The sequence below is a fragment of the Acidipropionibacterium virtanenii genome, from assembly GCF_003325455.1.
Taxonomy (GTDB): Bacteria; Actinomycetota; Actinomycetes; order Propionibacteriales; family Propionibacteriaceae; genus Acidipropionibacterium; species Acidipropionibacterium virtanenii.
This window is the reverse complement of record NZ_CP025198.1, coordinates 2778592-2796951: the sequence shown is the minus strand read 5'-3', so window position 1 is coordinate 2796951 and position 18360 is coordinate 2778592. Positions and strand designations below refer to the sequence as shown.

17 protein-coding genes are annotated in these 18360 nt (G+C 68.1%); 10 read left to right on the top strand and 7 right to left on the bottom strand.

What is annotated here, in order from left to right; genetic code table 11:
* Positions 1-203: 203 nt before the first annotated feature.
* The 5 genes from JS278_RS12990 (at position 204) to clpB (ending at position 6727) form a co-directional block, all read left to right on the top strand.
* Positions 204-1394 carry an Nramp family divalent metal transporter gene (locus tag JS278_RS12990; RefSeq protein ID WP_245935319.1) on the top strand — a complete coding sequence of 397 codons (1191 nt, stop codon included), beginning with the start codon at positions 204-206 and terminating at the stop codon, positions 1392-1394.
* Between the two features lie 79 nt (positions 1395-1473).
* On the top strand, positions 1474-1974 hold the full coding sequence (locus tag JS278_RS12985; protein ID WP_114045557.1) for a flavin reductase: 501 nt from the start codon (positions 1474-1476) through the stop codon (positions 1972-1974).
* 303 nt (positions 1975-2277) lie between these two features.
* On the top strand, positions 2278-3171 hold the full coding sequence (locus JS278_RS12980) for a fructose bisphosphate aldolase (protein WP_114045556.1): 894 nt from the start codon (positions 2278-2280) through the stop codon (positions 3169-3171).
* 54 nt (positions 3172-3225) lie between these two features.
* Positions 3226-3996 (top strand): HAD-IIB family hydrolase, encoded by a 771-nt coding sequence (locus JS278_RS12975; protein ID WP_114045555.1) that lies wholly within the window; start codon positions 3226-3228, stop codon positions 3994-3996.
* Positions 3997-4129: 133 nt separating this feature from the next.
* Positions 4130-6727, top strand: a complete 2598-nt coding sequence (gene clpB, locus JS278_RS12970) for an ATP-dependent chaperone ClpB (protein WP_114045554.1) — start codon at positions 4130-4132, stop codon at positions 6725-6727.
* Between the two features lie 75 nt (positions 6728-6802).
* Here clpB and JS278_RS12965 read toward each other — a convergent pair whose 3' ends face one another.
* From JS278_RS12965 to JS278_RS12950, 5 genes are all read right to left on the bottom strand, one after another.
* Entirely contained in the window at positions 6803-7600 is a 798-nt protein-coding gene (locus JS278_RS12965; protein ID WP_114045553.1) for a carbohydrate ABC transporter permease, read from the bottom strand.
* Positions 7600-8517, bottom strand: coding sequence for a carbohydrate ABC transporter permease (locus JS278_RS12960; RefSeq protein WP_114046331.1), 918 nt, complete (start codon positions 8515-8517; stop codon positions 7600-7602). The genes JS278_RS12965 and JS278_RS12960 overlap by 1 nt, the downstream gene beginning before the upstream one ends.
* Positions 8518-8571: 54 nt before the next feature.
* Entirely contained in the window at positions 8572-9123 is a 552-nt protein-coding gene (locus JS278_RS16615; protein ID WP_281269199.1) for an extracellular solute-binding protein, read from the bottom strand.
* Position 9124: 1 nt separating this feature from the next.
* Positions 9125-9922 carry an ABC transporter substrate-binding protein gene (locus JS278_RS16610; RefSeq protein WP_281269198.1) on the bottom strand — a complete coding sequence of 266 codons (798 nt, stop codon included), beginning with the start codon at positions 9920-9922 and terminating at the stop codon, positions 9125-9127.
* A gap of 64 nt (positions 9923-9986) precedes the next feature.
* Positions 9987-11084 (bottom strand): carbohydrate kinase family protein, encoded by a 1098-nt coding sequence (locus tag JS278_RS12950; RefSeq protein WP_114045552.1) that lies wholly within the window; start codon positions 11082-11084, stop codon positions 9987-9989.
* 133 nt (positions 11085-11217) lie between these two features.
* Between JS278_RS12950 and JS278_RS12945 the strand changes: the two genes are divergently transcribed.
* The 5 genes from JS278_RS12945 to JS278_RS12925 all read left to right on the top strand — a co-directional run bounded on the left by JS278_RS12945 (position 11218) and on the right by JS278_RS12925 (position 15168).
* Entirely contained in the window at positions 11218-11979 is a 762-nt protein-coding gene (locus tag JS278_RS12945; protein WP_114045551.1) for a DeoR/GlpR family DNA-binding transcription regulator, read from the top strand.
* Complete coding sequence (locus tag JS278_RS12940; protein ID WP_114045550.1) at positions 11976-13325, top strand: family 4 glycosyl hydrolase; 1350 nt, start codon at positions 11976-11978, stop codon at positions 13323-13325. Before JS278_RS12945 ends, JS278_RS12940 begins: the two co-directional genes overlap by 4 nt.
* A 288-nt stretch (positions 13326-13613) precedes the next feature.
* Positions 13614-13793 (top strand): hypothetical protein, encoded by a 180-nt coding sequence (locus JS278_RS12935; protein ID WP_147243214.1) that lies wholly within the window; start codon positions 13614-13616, stop codon positions 13791-13793.
* 115 nt (positions 13794-13908) lie between these two features.
* Positions 13909-14250 carry a DUF559 domain-containing protein gene (locus tag JS278_RS12930; RefSeq protein WP_147243213.1) on the top strand — a complete coding sequence of 114 codons (342 nt, stop codon included), beginning with the start codon at positions 13909-13911 and terminating at the stop codon, positions 14248-14250.
* A 417-nt stretch (positions 14251-14667) separates the two neighbouring features.
* Positions 14668-15168 carry an Hsp20/alpha crystallin family protein gene (locus JS278_RS12925; protein WP_114045547.1) on the top strand — a complete coding sequence of 167 codons (501 nt, stop codon included), beginning with the start codon at positions 14668-14670 and terminating at the stop codon, positions 15166-15168.
* Positions 15169-15352: 184 nt separating this feature from the next.
* On the opposite strand, the gene JS278_RS12920 is transcribed toward JS278_RS12925, so the two are convergent.
* Together JS278_RS12920 and JS278_RS12915 are read right to left on the bottom strand one after the other, a co-directional pair.
* Complete coding sequence (locus tag JS278_RS12920) at positions 15353-17527, bottom strand: YhgE/Pip family protein (RefSeq protein WP_114045546.1); 2175 nt, start codon at positions 17525-17527, stop codon at positions 15353-15355.
* A complete protein-coding gene (locus tag JS278_RS12915) occupies positions 17524-18315 on the bottom strand; it encodes an ATP-binding cassette domain-containing protein (RefSeq protein ID WP_114046330.1) in 792 nt (263 codons plus the stop codon). Before JS278_RS12915 ends, JS278_RS12920 begins: the two co-directional genes overlap by 4 nt.
* Positions 18316-18360 lie beyond the last annotated feature (45 nt).

Genomic DNA, 18360 nt, shown 5'->3' with positions numbered 1-18360 from the left:
GCGGTCAGTGCCGCGGATCGGCCGAGCGGCTGCCGCCGGGAGTGCTCCGGGCGGAGCGCTCGCACTCGTGTTGTCGCACGTGGCGGGGCCTCGGCCCGGGGCGATGCGGTAGTTTGCGGTGCGTGAGCGACCTCGGCGATGTCGGAGCGGTGGACCGCGCCCTGCACAGGGATGGCGGCGGCCGCCGTCATCTCTGGAGGCTTCTGGGGCCCGGCTTCGTAGCCGCGGTGGCATACGTCGATCCCGGCAACGTGGCCGCCAACCTGTCGGCCGGCGCCGAGTTCGGCTACCTGCTGGTCTGGGTGCTGGTGGCCTCCAACGTCATGGCCATGCTCGTGCAGTATCTCTCCGCCAAGCTCGGCCTGGTCACCGGCCAGAGCCTGCCGCAGATCATCGGCGAACGGATCGAGCATCGATGGGCCCGGATCGCGTTCTGGGTCCAGGCCGAGCTGGTCGCCGCTGCCACCGATCTGGCCGAGGTGATCGGCGGGGCGATCGCCCTCAACCTGCTGTTCGATCTGCCGCTGCTGGCCGGGGGCGTCATCATCGGCGCCGTGTCCATGGGCCTGCTGGCCATCCCGTCGCGGCACAGCCAGCACGCCTTCGAGCTGGTCATCATCGGCATGCTGCTGGTGGTGACGATCGGATTCACCGCCGGCCTGTTCGTCTCCGGGGTGTCCTGGGGGGACGCCCTGGACGGGCTCGTCCCGCGCTTCGAGGGGCAACGGACGCTGGTCCTGGCCACCTCGATGCTCGGCGCCACGATCATGCCGCACGCCATCTACATGCACTCGGCCCTGGTCCGCGACCGCCACGGCTCCTCCGAGGATCCCGCGCGGACCCGCAGGCTGCTGTCGGTCACCCGGTGGGATGTCGGGCTGTCCCTGGCGATCGCCGGGTCGGTCAACATCGCCATGCTCCTGCTGGCCGCCTCCAGCCTCTTCGGCGTCCACGGGATCGACGGCATCCAGGCCGCCCATGCGGCCATCGGGCACGCCCTGGGACCGGTCGTCGCGCTGATCTTCGCGATCGGCCTGCTGGCATCCGGGCTGGCCTCCACATCGGTGGGCGCCTATGCCGGGGCCGAGATCATGAAGGGACTGCTGCACATCCGGGTGCCGCTGCTCACCCGCCGCCTCGTCACCCTCATCCCGGCTCTGGTCCTGCTGGCCACCCCGATCTCGCCCACCTGGGCGCTGGTGCTCTCCCAGGTGCTGCTGAGCATGGGACTGCCCTTCGCGATCGCACCGCTCACCAGGCTCACCAACGACCGCAACCTGATGGGCCGGTTCGTCAACGGCGCCCCGATGCGGGTCATCTCGTGGGCTGTCACCGGTCTCATCACGGTGCTCAATCTGGCGCTGATCTGGCTCACGCTGACCGGCGCCGGCTGAGCGCGCGGTTCTCAGCCGCTCGCGAACCGGGAGGTTCGCGCTCTGGCGCCGTGGCGATCAGGTGTGCGAGTGTCTGGGGGTGAGTGCGAATCCCGTTCCCCAGGTCTCCGACGTCGGTATCCGGCTGGCCGACGTCTTTCGCTGGCATCCCGCGGGAGTCGCGGTGCTCACCGCCGATGGGCCCACCCGGCCGGTCGGGATGACGGTCTCCTCGCTGACGTCGGTCTCGGTGGTTCCCCCGATGGTCAGCGTGTCGATGGCCAACTCCTCGACGACTCTGGCGGCCCTCCATGAGGGGGACCGGGCCGTCATCCACCCGCTCGACACCGGTCAGCAGGATCTGGCCGACAGCTTCGCCCGCCACGGCGTCTCGGCCACCGGCATCCAATGGCAGAGGTCGGCCGAGAACGCCCCTCAGCTCGACGTCGAGACGCCCCGGCTGCACGCGGTGGTCACTCGGATGGTCGACGTCGGCACGGCCACCGTCGTGGTGCTGACCGTGGAGAGGATCGAGGTCGGGAGGCGCGGCGCTGCGGCCCTGGTGAGGATGGGCCGGGGCTGGTACTCGGTGCCGCGCTGAACCCGTGTCCTCGGCGTCCTTTTCGTCGCCCGATGCCCTTTCCAATCCCGGCGCCCCTTCTAAATTCCTGTGTGGTTGCTTTGCGTCTCTAACTCGGCGTTGGCCCTCCTGCTAGAGGGCCAACGCCGAGTTAGAGACGCAAAGCAAATTCAAAGGTGGACTGCCGGGGGCGGCTGGGCCGAAGGGGACGGTCGGGTTGCGCGCACTCGGCTTGTCGGCCGGCAAGCTCGCGTAGGCTGGCAGTGTGCCTTGACGACGGGCGCGCAGCCTTTCGCCGGGGTACTCAGGTGGAAGGAGAACGTCATGAACACACAACAGTTGGATCGGATGCACTCGGCCCCTGGATTCATCGCGGCACTGGACCAGTCCGGAGGCAGCACTCCCAAGGCGCTCAGGGCCTACGGAATCGAGGAGGATGCCTACGGCGACGACAAGGACAAGATGTTCGACCTCGTCCATGAGATGAGGACCCGCATCATCACCAGTCCGTCGTTCACCGCGGCGCACATCCTGGCCGGCATCCTGTTCGAGCAGACCATGGACCGCGAGATCGAGGGCGTCCCCACGGCCGATTATCTGTGGGAGCGCAAGGGGATCGTCCCCATCCTCAAGATCGACAAGGGTCTGGAGGACGCCGCCGATCACGTCCGCGTCATGAAGCCCATCCCGGGCCTGGACGAGACCCTGGCCAGGGCTCGCGACGAGAAGCACATCTTCGGCACGAAGGCCCGCTCGGTCATTCTGGACGCCGACGAGGCCGGTATCGCCCGCAACGTCGATCAGCAGTTCGAGATCGGGGACCACGTCCGGGCCGCCGGCCTGGTGCCGATTCTGGAACCGGAGGTGGACATCCACGCCCCGAACAAGCAGCAGGCCGAGGACATCCTCCATTCACGGTTGCGCCGCAACATCGATGCCCTGCCCGATGACGCGCGGATCATGCTCAAGCTGACCCCGCCGACGACCGACGATTTCTATGCCGACTTCATCGCCGACCCGAAGGTGGTGAGAGTGGCCGCACTGTCGGGCGGGTACTCCAGACACGACGCCGATGAGATCCTGATGCGCAACCACGGGCTGATCGCCAGCTTCTCCCGGGCGCTGAGCGAGGGACTGAGCGTCGACCAGTCGGACGAGGACTTCGACGCCACCCTGGCGAGCTCGATCGCCGAGATCTACCAGGCATCGATCAGCTGAGTCAGCCGGGCGGGGGACAGGCGGCCGGGGTGTCGCTCGGGTAGGTTTTGCCACGTGACCGCTCAACTTTCTCCGATCGTGGTCTTCGACCTCGACGACACCCTGGCCCCCTCGAAGACGAGGCTGCCCGAAGCCATCGCCCGTGTGCTCGGCCGTCTGCTGAGCCGCACCCAGGTGTGCATCATCTCGGGCGGCCAGTTCGGCCAGTTCCGCAAGCAGGTCGTCGAGCCCCTCGAGGAGCTGGAGGTGAGCGGCCTGGACCGGCTGCACCTGATGCCTGCCTGCGGCACCCAGTACTACCGGCACATCGACGGCCAGTGGTCCCGGGTCTATTTCGAGGCCCTCACCGACGACGAGAAGCAGCGGGCCGAGGCGGCCGTGGAACGGTGCGCACGACGTCTGGGGTTGTGGGAGTCCCACACCTGGGGACCCCCGATCGAGGACCGGGACTCCCAGATCACCTTCTCCGCGCTGGGCCAGGAGGCCCCCGTCAAGGCCAAGCGATCCTGGGACCCGACCGGTGAGAAGAAGCTGGCGCTGCGCGAGGCGGTCGCGGCCGAGCTGCCCGACCTGGAGGTGCGCGCCGGAGGGTCGACGTCGGTGGACATCACCCGGATCGGCCGCGACAAGTCCTTCGGGATGAAGAAGCTGCTGGTGGCCACCGGGCTTTCCAAGCAGGATGTGCTGTTCTACGGCGACCGTCTCGACATCCACGGCAACGACTACCCGGTCAAGGCGATGGGCATCCCCTGCGTGGCGGTGCGCGACTGGCACGACACCGTGGAGCGCCTGGAGGAGATGCTCAGCGCCGATCCGGTGGCCTGAGGCGCAGCTGCGGCCTCCAAGCGGAATATCGCCGGCCCTCCTGCAGTTGAGTCTATGTCACTCAAGTTTGGCTTGACGTTCTGAGTCAAGCAACCATACTTGAGTCAGTAGAACTCAACCTTGCGAGGCATACATGGACACGAATCTCACCACGATGAGTCGCGACGCGGTCTCAGCCGCCTCGCGCCATGCACTGGCTCACGGCAACCCGTCCGTTGAGCCGTCACACCTTCTCCACGCCCTGTTCACCATTCCCGACAACACCGTCGGGCCTCTGGTCAAGGGCCTTGGAGTGGAGCCCGAGAAGATCGACCGGGTGGCCACCGAGGCGATGCGCAAACTGCCGTCGTCCTCGGGAGCATCGGTCTCCCAGCCCCAGCTCTCCGGTTCCTTCGCCCGGGTCATCGCCGACGCCCAGAACCGCGCCCAGCAGCTGGGCGACTCCTTCGTCGCCACCGAGCACCTGCTCATCTCGCTGACCACCGTCCCCAGCGACGTCCAGCCCGGCCTGTCCGCGCTCGGTCTCAAGGCCGATGCGCTGACCCGCGCCTTCAACGAGGCCCGTGGCGACCGCCGGGTCACCTCCGAGGAGTCCGAGGGCGGCGAGTCCGCCCTGGCCAAGTACTCCGTCGATCTCACCGAGCGGGCACGCGCCGGCAAGCTCGATCCGGTCATCGGACGCGACGCCGAGATCCGCAGGGTGGTGCAGGTCCTGGCCAGGCGCACCAAGAACAACCCCGTGCTGATCGGCGAGCCCGGCGTCGGCAAGACCGCCGTCGTCGAGGGTCTGGCCCAGCGCGTGGTCGCCGGAGACGTCCCCGACTCCCTCAAGGGACGCCGCGTCGTCTCCCTGGACCTGTCCTCGATGGTCGCCGGCGCCAAGTACCGCGGCGAGTTCGAGGAACGCCTCAAGGCCGTGCTGGGCGAGATCAAGGATGCCGAGGGGCAGATCATCACCTTCATCGACGAGCTGCACACCGTGGTCGGTGCCGGTGCGACCGGTGAGGGATCGATGGACGCCGGCAATATGCTCAAGCCGATGCTGGCCCGCGGCGAGCTGCGGATGATCGGCGCCACCACGCTGGACGAGTACCGCGAGCACATCGAGAAGGACCCGGCCTTCGAGCGCCGCTTCCAGCAGGTGCTGGTCGGCGAGCCCTCGGTGGAGGACACCATCGCCATCCTGCGCGGGCTGCGCGAACGCTACGAGGCCCACCACAAGGTCCGCATCACCGACGGCGCCCTGGTGGCCGCCGCATCCCTGTCCGACCGCTACATCAGCGCCCGGCAGCTCCCCGACAAGGCCATCGACCTGATCGATGAGGCCGCCTCGAGGCTGCGCATGGAGATCGACTCGTCGCCGGAGGAGATCGACACGCTGCGCCGCGAGGTGGACCGGATGAAGATGGAGATCTTCGCCATCGAGAAGGAGGAGGATCCGGCGTCCAAGCAGCGGCTGGCCCGCCTGCAGGGAGAGATGGCCGACAAGCAGGAGCAGCTGCGCGGCCTGGAGGCCCGCTGGCAGGCCGAGAAGGCCGGGCTGAACCGGGTCGGCGAGCTCAAGACGCAGATCGACGGCCTGCGCACCACCGCCGACAAGTTCCAGCGGGAGGGCGAGTTCGGCAAGGCCTCGGAGATCCTCTACGGCCAGATCCCTGGCCTGGAGAAGGAGATGGAGGCGGCCGCCGAGGCCGAGGAGGAGACCCCCCGGATGGTCTCGGAGGAGGTCGGCACCACCGACATCGCCGAGGTCGTCTCGGCCTGGACCGGCATCCCGGTCGGACGGATGATGCAGGGCGAGCAGGAGAAGCTGCTCAAGATGGAGTCGCGGATCCACGACCGCCTCATCGGCCAGGACAAGGCTGTGGCGACCGTCGCCGACGCCGTGCGCCGTTCCCGCGCCGGCATCTCGGACCCGAACCGTCCGACCGGATCCTTCCTCTTCCTGGGACCCACCGGCGTCGGCAAGACCGAGCTGGCGAAGTCCCTGGCCGAGTTCCTCTTCGACGACGAGACCTCGATGGTCCGCATCGACATGAGCGAGTACATGGAGAAGCACTCGGTATCCCGCCTGGTCGGCGCCCCTCCGGGCTACGTCGGCTACGAGGAGGGCGGCCAGCTCACCGAGGCGGTGCGGCGGCGTCCCTACTCGGTGATCCTGCTCGACGAGGTGGAGAAGGCTCATCGCGACGTCTTCAACATCCTGCTGCAGGTGCTCGATGACGGCCGCCTGACCGATGGCCAGGGCCGCACGGTGGACTTCCGCAACACCATCCTCATCCTCACCTCGAATCTGGGCTCCCAGTTCCTCTCGGACCAGAGCCTCGACGAGGCCGCCAGGCGCGACGCCGTGATGGGTGCGGTGCGCAACGCCTTCCGCCCCGAGTTCCTCAACCGGCTCGACGACATCGTCCTGTTCGATCCGCTCACCACCGCGGACCTCAGCCGGATCGTCGACACCAACCTGGACAAGCTCAACTCCCGGCTCGCAGAGCGCCGCATCACCGTCGAGCTCACCCAGGCCGCCAAGGACTGGCTGGCCATGACCGGCTACGACCCGGTCTACGGCGCCCGCCCGCTGCGTCGGCTGATCCAGACGACCGTCGAGGATCAACTCGCCCGGCGGATGCTGTCGGGCCAGACTGCCGAGGGCGACGTCGTCACCTTCGACGTGAGCGACAACTCCGACGGCCTGGAGATCGTGACCGCCGACCCGGCTGCGGTGGGCTGAGCGGGTGGCCCGCTGAGAATGTGTAGGAAGTGTGGGAAATGACGCCCACATTTCCTACACGACCTCGGCGGCCGTCTACTTGACCGCACCCTCCGTCATCCCGGCGATGAAGTGGCGCTGCAGGAAGACGTAGGCGATCACCACCGGCAGCGCCACGATCACCGCGCCGGCGGCGAGCAGCGTGAACCCCTGGGTGTACTGGCCCTGGAAGAAGGCCAGGCCCAGGGGTGCGGTGCGCAGGCTCTCCGAGCTGGCCATCACCAGCGGGATGAGGAACTCGTTCCACGTCCACATGAACTCCAGCACCACCAGGGTGAGGATCGACGGCTGGCCCACCGGCGCCACGATCCGCCACAGCGTCTGCCAGGAGCTGAGGCCGTCCAGGCGGGCGGCCTCCACCAGCTCCCGGCTCGAGGTGCGGAAGTAGGCGCGCAGCCAGAAGGTGCCGAAGGCGATCGACTGGGCGGTCTGGGGCAGCACGATCGCCCAGATGGTGTCGGTCATGTGCAGGGATCGCAGGTCGAAGTAGAGCGGCACCACGATGGCCTCCGAGGGCATCATCATGCCCAGCAGGAAGAGGTAGAAGACCGGCGTGGAGCCGCGGAACCGCATGGTCCCGAAGGCGTAGCCGGTCATGATCGACGCCGTGGTCGCCACCACGACCACGATCACTGACACGACGATGCTGGTGACCATCGAGCGGCCGAAGTGGCCCTGCGTCCAGGCGGTGGCGAAATTCGCCACGCCTCCCGGGGCGCCGGTGTCGTGGCCCAGGGCCGAGGAGAGAAGTGTCGCCAGGGGAGCGAGCGCGAAGAGCGCGAAGATCCCGAGGATGAGGTAGTTGACGAGGGTCTCGCTGCGACTGGTGCGCATCAGTCCTGCCTCCCGAGCCGCTGGATGCCCACCGAGATGACGAAGATGAGGGCGGTGAGCACGACGCCGATGGCCGCGGCGGTGCCCACATTCCCGAGTTCGAAGGCCCGGTGGTAGACCTCGTAGGAGGGCACCGAGGTCTGATTGCCGGGCCCTCCCTTGGTCATGATGTAGACCAGATCGAAGGTCTTGAGGGCCGCGATGACCGTCATGGTGAGCGCGACCGCCGTCTCGCCGCGCACCGAGGGCAGAGTGATCGCGAAGAACTCGCGCACCGGCCCGGCACCGTCGAGCCGGGCCGCCTCGTACTGGTCGCGGCCGATGCGCGACATTCCCGCCAGCATGAGGATCGTCACCAGCCCGATCTCGAACCACGTCCCCACGAACCCCACCGCCGGCAGTGACCACGTGTAGTCGCCGAGCCAGGCGCGTGCCAGGGCACCCAGCCCGATCCCCTGCAGAGCCTGATTGAGGGGCCCGTCGGGTTCGTAGATGTGGCGCCAGGCGACGCCGATCGCCACCATCGCGACCACCTGGGGCAGGAAGATGACGGTGCGGAAGAAGGACAGTCCCCGCACCTTCCCGTGGTTGATGACGGCGGCCAGGACGAGCCCGATCACCAACGGCAGCACCGCGAAGAAGACCATCAGCACCAGGGCGTGGCCGAAGGCGCCGCGCAGCGACACATCGGTGAAGACCTTCGCGTAATTTCCCAGCCCCGCCCAGGTGCCCAGGGTCAGCCCGTCCCAGTCGTAGAGCGAGATCTGGACCGAACGGATCAACGGATACAGCAGGAACAGCCCGTAGATGAGAAACCCGGGCAGGATGTAGAGCCACGCCACCCGGCGCGGCTCCCCGGGCGCGCCGTGGCCGCGGCGCGCCCGCCCGCTCAGGGGCGCGGTGGGCTGATCCGCCACCCTGTTCACCGTGTCCCCACTCTGATCATCTGCTCACCATCTCGTCGCCGGGGCTCACTTCGATGTGAAGTCGCCGTAGTCCTTCTGGATCGTCTGAGCCGTCTGGTCGACGGAGGCGCGCTTGGCCAGCAGGTCCTGGAGGGCCGCTCCCAGGGTGTCGCTCATCGTCGGGGTCGCCCAGTCGAGATAGGGCAGCAGGGCGTCGTTCTTCGTAGTGGTTCCGAAGGCGTCGAAGAGCTGCTTGCTGAGCGCGTCCGGGGCCTTCTGCTTGTCGGACTCGACGACGGGCAGGTTCCCGGTCTCGGCGATGACCTTCATGGCCTCGGAGCTGGTGATGTGGTTGATGAATGCGGCGGCGGCATCCGGGTTCTTGCACTTGCCGGTGATGGCGAAGGGGAGGCTCGTCGCGCCCGTGGTGTAGGAGACGCCCCCTGCCTTGGCCGGTGGCGGCAGGATGAATCCGACGTTGTCCTTCATGGCGGTGGTCAGGTCGGCGGCGAGCCACGTTCCGGCGATGAGGAAGACCCCCTTGCCCTTGCTGAACTGCTGCCAGGCCGGGTCGTATCCCAGGCCGTTGAAACCGGGGGTGAAATACCCCTTGGTCACCCTATTCCTGGAATTTCGTCAGGGCCTTCCTGTTGCCCTCGCTCGTCCAGCTGGCACCCGCGTCGCCGTAGCCGAGTTTGCGGGCGGCGGCGGGCTGCTCGTACTGGCCCTGGAGGACGCCCAGGATGTGGATGGCGGGCCACTTGTCGAGATTGCCGAAGGCCAGCGGCACCTCGCCGGAGCTCTTGGCCCTGGCGAGGGCGGCCTCGAACTCCTCCCAGGTCGAGGGGCTCTTGATGCCGAGCGAGGAGAGCTTGGACTTGTTGGTGTAGATCGCCACCACCTCGCCCATCTGGGGCAGGCCGTAGAGGGTGCCCGAGCCGAAGGTCTTCGCGTCGGCGGAGTAGGAGGCGGTGGCGCGCAGCGACTCGGAGTAGCGGTCGTTCCACTTGTACGCGGTGGCGTAGGAGTCCAGCGGGATGATGTATTTCGCCTTGACGAACTCGCCCATCTGGGACCGCGTGTTGTTGGCCTGGATGACGTCGGGGGCATCATTTCCCGACAGGGCCAGGCGCAATGTCTTCGTGAGATCGTCGAAAGACCGGGAGACGCGCTTGATGGTGATGTCCGGGTAGGCCTTCTGGAAGCTCGCGATGAGCTTGGTCAGCTCGGAGTTGCCGCCTCCGCGAACCTCCTGGTCCCACACCGTCAGCGTGGCCTTGCCGATCTTCGCCGGATCGATCGATACGGCACTCGGGGCGGTGGCGGAGCCGGTCGACGTGGACTGGCCCGATCCGGGGGCGCAGCCGGCCAGCAGGGCGAGTCCGGCGGACATGGTCAGGAAATCTCGGCGCTTCATCGCGTTCTCCTCGTGAGCATGGGCTTGTGGGTACGGGTCCGGTGGGTGTCTGGTGGGCAGGGGTTCAGGCGGGCAGGTTCCAGCCGATGGACGTCGGGGCGGGCAGGCGGGGCGGGGCGTCCAGCTCGCACTCGTCCAGGAAGGCGAATCGATCTGCGAGGTCCGGATCGGCCGCGGAGCCGGCGACGCCGCGCCACCAGGCTCCGATCTCGGCCCAGCCGGGGGCTCCCATCGATCCGGTGAGTCCGCGCACCGCCAGGCTGGAGCACAGGCAGGCCAGGTCGAGCCGGCGGTCCAGCGGCCAGCCGGCGAGGGTTCCCCAGACCAGGGCGGCGTCGAAGACGTCGCCCGCCCCGGTGGCGTCGACCACCTCCTCGGGAGGAACCGGCACGGCGGCGGCATGGATCTCGGTGCCGGCCGCCGAGTCGACGGCCCAGGCGCCGTCGAGGCCGTCGGTGACCACCACGAGCGGCACCCGTGCCGCCAGGGCGCGCGCGGCGTCGCGGGCGGTGGCGGTGCGGGTGAATCCCGTGGCCTCGGTGGCGTTCGGGGTGAAGAGGTCGCAGTGCCGAAGACCGTCGAGGACCGCAGGGTCCCAGCGCCCGGTCTCGTCGAAGCCGATGTCGGCCAGCACGACGGTGCCCGCGTCGTGGGCGTGCCGCACCCAGTCCGAGAGGCGGCCGGAGCTGCGGGTCTGGTCGGCACCGTGGAGCTGGTCGAGGTCGATGAGGGCGGCGCGGGGAGAGGGGACCGTGGTCAGACCGTCGTCCGTCGAGGGCCCGGCCGGGGGAGGAGTCTGATGGGTGACCATCCTGCGGTCGCCGTCGTGGGTCATGGAGACCGTGACCGGCGTCGTCCATCCCTCGTGGATCCGCGAGGCCGACAGATCGACGCCCTCCTGCTCCAGGGTCGACCAGCAGAACCGGCCCGCCATGTCGCGGCCCATCTCGGTGACCAGGGCGGTGCGCAGCCCCAGCCGGGCGGAGGCGATCGCCAGGTTCGCGACACCGCCGGGGGCCGTGGCCATCCGCCGCACCCGGATCTCCTCGCCGTTGCCGGGGATCCTGGGCAGGCCGGTCATCACGAGGTCCCAGAACACTGTGCCGGTCAGCACGACGTCGGCAGGCCTGTGGGGCGACGGAGTGCCGTCCTGCTGAGTCATGTCCGACCTCCCTGGGACCCGTGGCGAGAACCTCCGGCGGCGATGCCCGGCTGAACGCCGCTGCGATCAAGAGTAGTCAACGTATGGGAGAAATGCGCGATTCTGCGCAATTCTGCATGTTATGGTGCGTGGCATGAAGGCCATCAGGCAGGGTCAGATCCAGGCCATGCTGGCCCGTCATGAGATCTGCACTGTCGCCGAGCTCGCCCGAGGACTCGGGGCCAGTCCCTCGACGATCCGACGCGACCTGGCCGATCTCGCGGTCCGCGGCGAGGTGGTGCGTGAGCGCGGGGGAGCGCGCTCCGCCGACAGCACCGATGCCGACGAGGCCACCCCCTTCGTCGAGGTGGCCGAGCACAACCGGCTCGCCAAGGAGGCCATCGCCAGGCGGGCGGTCTCCATGGTCGCCGACGGCGACGTCGTCATCATCGACATCGGCACCACCACCCGGCTGCTGGCCCGGCATCTGCGCGGCCGGGCGGTGACCGTCGTCACGACGAGCCTCACGGTGCTCGACGAGCTGCGCCCCGATCCCGCCACCGAGGTGATCCTGGTGGGCGGGGTGCTGCGACGGGCGTACCACAGCCTGGTCGGCGTGATCGCCGAGGATGTGCTGTCGAAACTCTCGGCGGACCTCGCCTTCCTGGGGACCAGCGGCGTCAATGCGCGCGGCCAGGTACTGGACACCAGCCTGGTGGAGGTGCCGGTGAAACGCGCGATGCTGCGCGCCGCCGGGCGCCACGTGCTGCTGGCCGATCATGACAAGTTTCCCGGGGCGGGTGCCCTGGAGGTGACCGGCGTCGAGGGGTTCGACGCCGTGGTCACCGACCATCGGACCGGACAGGAGGCCCTGGAGATGCTCGCGGACAGACAGGTTGAGGTGGTGGTCGCATGAAGCTCGCGATCCTTGGTGGCGGCGGGTTCAGGGTGCCGCTGGTGCACGGGGCCGTCCTGGACCAGATGGGCCCGGAGGACGGCACGCGCATCGACGAGATCTGGCTCCATGATGTCAGCTCCGAGCGCCTCGACACGATGGTCCGGGTGCTTCGCGGACAGGTGGCCGGGCGGCCCGGCGCTCCCAGCCTGCACGCCACGATCTCCCTGCCGGAGGCGGTGGCGGGGGCCGATTTCGTCTTCTCCGCGATCCGGGTCTCCGGGCTGGAGGGGCGCTGCTGCGACGAGCGGGTCGCCCTGGACATGGGTCTGCTGGGCCAGGAGACCACCGGGGCCGGGGGACTCATCTACGGGCTGCGGACCCTGCCCGAGGCGATGCGCATCGCCCGGGTGGTGGCCGAGGAGGCGCCGGGTGCGTGGGTCATCAACTTCACCAACCCGGCCGGCATGATCACCCAGGCGATGCAGCAGGTGCTGGGGCCCCGGGTGATCGGGATCTGCGATTCCCCCATCGGCCTGGGGCGCCGTGCCGCCCAGGCGCTGGGCCTGGATCCGGCCGCCACCCGCTTCGGCTACTCGGGGCTCAACCATCTGGGCTGGCTGCAGTCGTTGACCGTCCAGAGCCGCGACGTGCTGCCAGATCTGCTGGCCCGGCCGGACCTTCTGAAGGGCACTGAGGAGGGCCGTCTCTTCGGGCCCGAGTGGCTCGGGATGCTCGGTGCGATCCCCAACGAGTACCTCTACTACTACTACTTCAACCGTGACGCCGTGGCCGCGATCCGGGGGGCCGCGGAGACCAGGGGAGAGTATCTGCGGCGTACTCAGGCCCAGTTCTACCGCGACGCGGCAGCTTCAGATGATCCCTACCGGGTGTGGGTCGAGGCTCATCACGGACGCGACGCGAGCTACATGGCCGAGGCTCGGGCCGAGGGGGAGGAGCGCGACGAGGCGGATATGGCCGCCGGCGGCTACGAGGGCGTTGCGGTGGCGATCATGAGGGCCATCAGCGCCGGCGAGCGGGCCTCGATCATCCTCAACGTGCGCAACGGTTCGGCACTGGCCGGGCTCCCCGCCGACGCGGTGGTCGAGGTGCCCTGCGTGGTCGACGGCTCCGGGCCGGTGGCGCTGGAACCCGAGCAGCTCACCGGCCACATGCTCGGGCTGGCCGCCACCGTCAAGGAGTGCGAGATGGGGATCATCTCCGCGGCCGAGAGCGGTTCGGAGGCCGAGGCGATCCGGGCTCTGGCGATCCACCCGCTGGTCGACTCCGTGACCTCCGCGAAGAAGCTGCTGGCCGGCTACCGGGCCGCCGTCCCCGAGGTGGAGGCGGTGTTCTCCGGCCGGTAGCGGTCCGGGTCACGGGCGTAGCGCTTCGGCGCCGCGGCTGCCGGCGGTCGAGGACGGGGACCTCTGAGAGCGTGTAGGACGTGTGGGAAATGACGCCCACATCTCCTACACGCTCTGTGGGGGGTCGTCCCAGAAGACGTGGCTTGCACAAGAGACTGACAGCCCAGAGACAGGGTGTTGTCCCAGGTGTTGCCCGGATCCCGAAAGTGTTGCCCGTTCCGGGTCGGGTGTTGCCCGTCTCCGACAGACTCTGGCCACCGGAGGGTGTCGGAGGTCAGGCTCTCCGGCATGAAAGCCAGAACGGTACCTCCCCGGTCACTGCTGATCTTCGCGGGGGAGCAGTGCGACGTGGTGACGATGCTCCAGGCCCTGGAGGGCGGGATGACCCGCGACGGGGTGCGCGGGATGGTCCACAGCGGCCGGTGGGGCCGACAACATCAACGGGTGGCTGGCGAAGGCGCTCAGTGACTACCGCACGACTCCCGACCGGCTACGAGCAGCGATCGTCCGGGCACCCACCCTGCCGAACCGGAGGCTCATCCTCGAGGGCATCGATGCGGTGTCGATCGGGGCGCAGAGTTCGATGGAGGTGCGATACCTGCGTGACGTGGAGAAGGCGCACGGGCTGCCGCGGGGGGTGCGGCAGAAGTCAGTGGTGGCCCACAAGTTCACCGACGTCATCTACGAGCAGTACAAGCTGGTAATGGAACTCGACGGGCTGGTGGGCCACTTCGGCGAGGGCGAGAATCACGACACCTGGCGGGACTCCGAACTGCTTCTGCGAGGTATCGAGAGCATGCGATTCGGCTGGGCCGATGTCACGGTGAGGCCGTGCGAGGTGGCCGCCATGGTCGCCTGGGTGCTCCAGGTCCGCGGCTGGGATGGCCAGATGCAGCTCTGTCCGTCCTGTCCGGTGCCACGATGACCTGCGTCTCCACCGGAGAGCTCACATCACCGGGAGTACTGCCGAGAGTGTGTAGGACGTGTGGGAAATGACGCCCACACTTCCTACACATCCCCCGCCGGGGCGGGCGGGTGAGGTCCGGGACACGGTGGGACGGGCCTCATCTCCCGGCCCATCGTGGCCTTGTGACCTGCGAGGTCCGGGACTCGGTGGGACGGGGTATGAGCGAGGTCCAGTCAAGTTGAGGGCGTGGATCGAAAAAAGTTGAGTCTTTCTCGCTCAAGTCTGGAATAACCACCCCGGCTACGTGGTTGTGCTGTATGTGACGGCGAGAGGGGCCGCCGGGAGGGCAACCTCCCGAGCCCCGATCGCTGCGACAAGTCAACATTCGTGGTGACCCGGAGACTCCGGGTGCCTGCCTGAGAAGGGGGAACAACGATGGCTCTTGTTGAGTACAACCCGTTCCGTGGTCTGGATCGCTTCTTCGACCAGTTCGCTCAGATGGCTTCTGGTGACTCGCGTCTGATGCCCATGGATCTCTACCGCGACGGCGACGACTTCGTGGCCAGGATGGATCTGCCGGGTGTCGATCCCAGCAGCATCGACATCGACGTCCACGACAACGTCCTCACCGTGCGCGCCGAGCGCAAGGCCAACGACGTCAAGCACGACGAGCACTCCGGCTGGGTGTCCCGCGAGCGCAGCTACGGCTCCTTCGCCCGCCAGTTGAGCCTGGACTCCAGCCTCGACGCCTCGAGGATCACCGCCGACTACACCGACGGCGAGCTCGTCCTCACCATTCCGGTGGCCGAGGAGGCCAAGCCGCAGAAGATCCAGGTGACCCAGGGCCAGCACCGCGCCGTGACCGTCGGCACCGACGAGTCCGACGCCTCGGAGCAGAAGGCCGAGACGAGCACTGACGCGAAGGCCGCCGACTGAGCCCATGGGCCCATCCGAACCTGAACATCACAACTGAATCGCACAACAGAACGATCCGGTGCCCGGTCCCCCCTCGAGGAGGCCGGGCACCGGCATGCCGGTCGGCCGGGTGCGACGGCCGCCGGAGCCGCAGACACGTTCCCCCGTCCCCGGCCCCGACGGTCATCAGGCCCGGCCGCCCGGCTCAGCGCGGCCGCACCGAGAAGGCGTAGTCGGCGGTGGTCGTCGAGGTCACCATCGGCGGGTGCAGGTCACGCATCCGGAAGATCTTGTGCCGCCGGATCAGCCAGACGATCAACCCGATCGAGGTGGCCAGGATCCCGGCCTGCACGCCGAACCCGAGCCCCACCGTCGACATCTGACCGCCCGAGATGAGCGCCCGGAAGGTGTCGACGGAGTACTTCATCGGCATGATGACCGACAGCTTCTGGTAGAAGGGCGGCAGCATCGTCACCGGGAAGGTGCCGCCGCAGGTCGGTAACTGGAGCACCAGCAGAATGAGGAAGACCGCCGTCTGCGGGGATCCCAGGATCAGCCGTATCCAGTACGCCAGCGCCATCCACGCCAGGGACGTCACGGTGACGAAGCCGATGAACAGCCAGGGATGGACGGGGTCCAGGCCGAGCAGCAGCCACACCCCGGCGACCATGAGGAAGGAGCCCGCCAGGCCGATGGTGGCCAGCGGCCCGAATCCCATCATCGCGATCTTCAGCGAGTTCGCCCGCCCGGTCAGTGACCGCCCCGAGGCGGTGCGCACCACCAGGAAGGTCGAGATGCAGGCGATCCACATCGCGATGGACAGGAACATCGGCGCCAGCCCGCGTCCGTAGTACTTCGCGGAGTGGTCGACGGTCTGGGTGATGTCGACCGGCGAGCTCATGACGTCGGCCAGGTTGGTGCGCTGTCTGTCGGACAGGTCGGGGATCTGCTTGTTGCCCTTGTCCAGGCCGGTCGCCAGGGTGTGCATGCCATTGGACAGCTGCGGCATGGCGGTGTTGAGGCTCCCCAGCGCGTTGGACAGCTGCATGACGCCGTCGATGGCCTTGGGGGCGACGGCCAGCAGGTCGCGTCCGGCGCTGGTGGCCTGTTTGACCCCCTTGTCGATGTTCTGGACGCCGTCGTCGGCCGTCTTCATCGCGCTGTTGAGCTGCTGGACGCCCTTGTTCACCTTGTCGGCGTCGGCGTTGAGGTTGGTGGCGTCCTTCTTCGCGTCGGCGGCCAGCGTGTCGAGGTCGGACTGGTTGAGCTGGAGGTTGAGCCCCGCGGAGGCGTTGACGACGGTGTTGACGTTGGCGGTCACCGTCGTGTTGGCGGTGGCTGCGGCGTTGAGCTGCTTGCGCAGTGCGACGTAGTCGGAGTCCTTGGCCAGGTCGGGATGGGAGGCCTCCAGGGACGCCAGGGAGGTGAGCGAGGCGTTGATGTCGGTCTGGGTCTGGATCGTCCCGGAGTTCTGCATCCTCCCGGTAGCGGTGACGAGGTTGGCGGCCTTGGCCTTGATGGTCGGGTAGTCCTTGGCGGCCTTGTCGGCCAGCGCGGCGGTCGACGACGTCATCTTCTTCGCGTCGCCGGTGAGATCGCCGGCGCCCGAGGAGATGGTGTTGACGCCGCCCTTGGCCTGGGTCATCGCGGTCGAGAGTTTCGTCGAGGCGGCGTCGATGTTGGCCAGGGCGTCGGCGTTCTTGGTGGTGGCGGTGGACAGCCCCGACAGGCTCTTGGTGGCTCCGAGCACCGAGTTGTTCATCGTCTTGACGCCCTTGGTGGCGGTGGCCAGGTTCGTGTCGAGGGTCTTGGCGCCGGAGGAGGCCGTCCCCAGGCTCGACTTGATGGTGCCGAGGTTGACGAAGAGGGCGTCGAAGTAGGTCTGGGAGACGGTGGCGTCCAGGGTCTTGCCGACGGCGTTGTCCACCTGGGAGGTGAGCAGGCCGATGATGAACCCGTTGGCGTCGTCGCGGTGCAGCCGCAGGCTGGCCCGCGCCGGTTTGAAGTTGCCGGCGCTGACGATGTTCTTCGAGAAATTCGAGGGCACCTCGATGACCATGTAGTAGTCGCCCTTGCGCAGCCCCTCATCAGCCTTGTCGTCGTCGGTGCCCAGGAACTGCCAGTCGAAGGTGCCCTGCTTCTTCAGGGCCTGCTCGAATGCCGCCCCGCCGTCGACGGTGGCTCCGGCGTAGGAGGCCGGCCTGTCGTGGTTCACCACGGCGATCTTCACCTGGTCGGTGTTGTTGTACAGGTCCCAGTTGGCATGCAGGTAGACCCCGCCGTAGAGCAGCGGGATGACGAGAATGAAGATGAGCGCCAGTTTCGACTTGCCTTTGAATCGGCGGAACTCGAACTGGATGAGCCTCAGGAATGAAGTCATGAATCGGTCACCTCTGTGGCCTGGGTGGTGGGTTCGTGGGCCGGGTCGCCGCCTGCGGAAGCGTCGGGGGTGGCGGGGGAGGCCGCCACCTGCTCTCCGCTGATGGGGTGCACCTTGGCCCTGTGGCGTGCGGGCAGAGCGATGTCGATGGAACCGGGCGGGGCCATGTCGTCGTCGACGGTGGTGGCCACGATGGCCGAGTCGTCGAGTTCGGTCATGCGCAGGAAGATCTCGAAGAGCTCCTTCTGCTCGGCGTGGGGCACCATGACGTCGGCGTCGTCGATGACGATGAGCTTCGAGGGCCGGATCATGGCCAGGGCCACCGACGCGATGGCGTGTTCCATGGCGGTGAGCTGCTCCAGCTCGGTGGAGCGCTCGATGGTGTAGCCGACGAGCTCCTCGATCCGGCGCATCCGGTCCTCGGCGTGGGTCAGGGGGACCGAGTCGAGGTAGCCGCGCTCTGCGATCGACTCGGCCAGGGTGAGGCGGTCCTCCGGCTGGACGTAGTTGCCGATGGTGGCGACGCTGGTGCGCCGGATGGCGTGGTAGGGGTCGGCGATGGCGTCGACCCCGTCGATGATCAGGGTGCCGCGGGTCTTGCGGAAGCGGCCGGTCAGGGCCAGCAGCAGGGCGGACTTCCCGGTGCCCTTGGGGCCGTGGATGACGGTGAGCTGGCGGGGGGAGAGGTCCAGATCGACGGGCCCGAAGATCACCCCGTGGGATCCGGACGCCGTGAGGCCGCGGGCGTGGAGAACGAGGCCGGATCTGGAGGCGTCAGGGGCGTTCAGGTCGGAGGGGCTGAGGGTTGCCGGTGCGGCGGCTGCATGGCGGGG

Coding starts and splice junctions, on each gene's coding strand:
- JS278_RS12925 (WP_114045547.1), top strand. CDS start 14,668: ATGGCTCTTGTTGAGTACAACCCGTTCCGTGGTCTGGATCGCTTCTTC.
- JS278_RS16610 (WP_281269198.1), bottom strand. CDS start 9,922: ATGAAGCGCCGAGATTTCCTGACCATGTCCGCCGGACTCGCCCTGCTG.
- JS278_RS12935 (WP_147243214.1), top strand. CDS start 13,614: ATGAAAGCCAGAACGGTACCTCCCCGGTCACTGCTGATCTTCGCGGGG.
- JS278_RS12920 (WP_114045546.1), bottom strand. CDS start 17,527: ATGACTTCATTCCTGAGGCTCATCCAGTTCGAGTTCCGCCGATTCAAA.
- JS278_RS12980 (WP_114045556.1), top strand. CDS start 2,278: ATGAACACACAACAGTTGGATCGGATGCACTCGGCCCCTGGATTCATC.
- JS278_RS12930 (WP_147243213.1), top strand. CDS start 13,909: ATGGAGGTGCGATACCTGCGTGACGTGGAGAAGGCGCACGGGCTGCCG.
- JS278_RS12940 (WP_114045550.1), top strand. CDS start 11,976: ATGAAGCTCGCGATCCTTGGTGGCGGCGGGTTCAGGGTGCCGCTGGTG.
- JS278_RS12950 (WP_114045552.1), bottom strand. CDS start 11,084: ATGACTCAGCAGGACGGCACTCCGTCGCCCCACAGGCCTGCCGACGTC.
- JS278_RS12945 (WP_114045551.1), top strand. CDS start 11,218: ATGAAGGCCATCAGGCAGGGTCAGATCCAGGCCATGCTGGCCCGTCAT.
- JS278_RS12965 (WP_114045553.1), bottom strand. CDS start 7,600: ATGCGCACCAGTCGCAGCGAGACCCTCGTCAACTACCTCATCCTCGGG.
- clpB (WP_114045554.1), top strand. CDS start 4,130: ATGGACACGAATCTCACCACGATGAGTCGCGACGCGGTCTCAGCCGCC.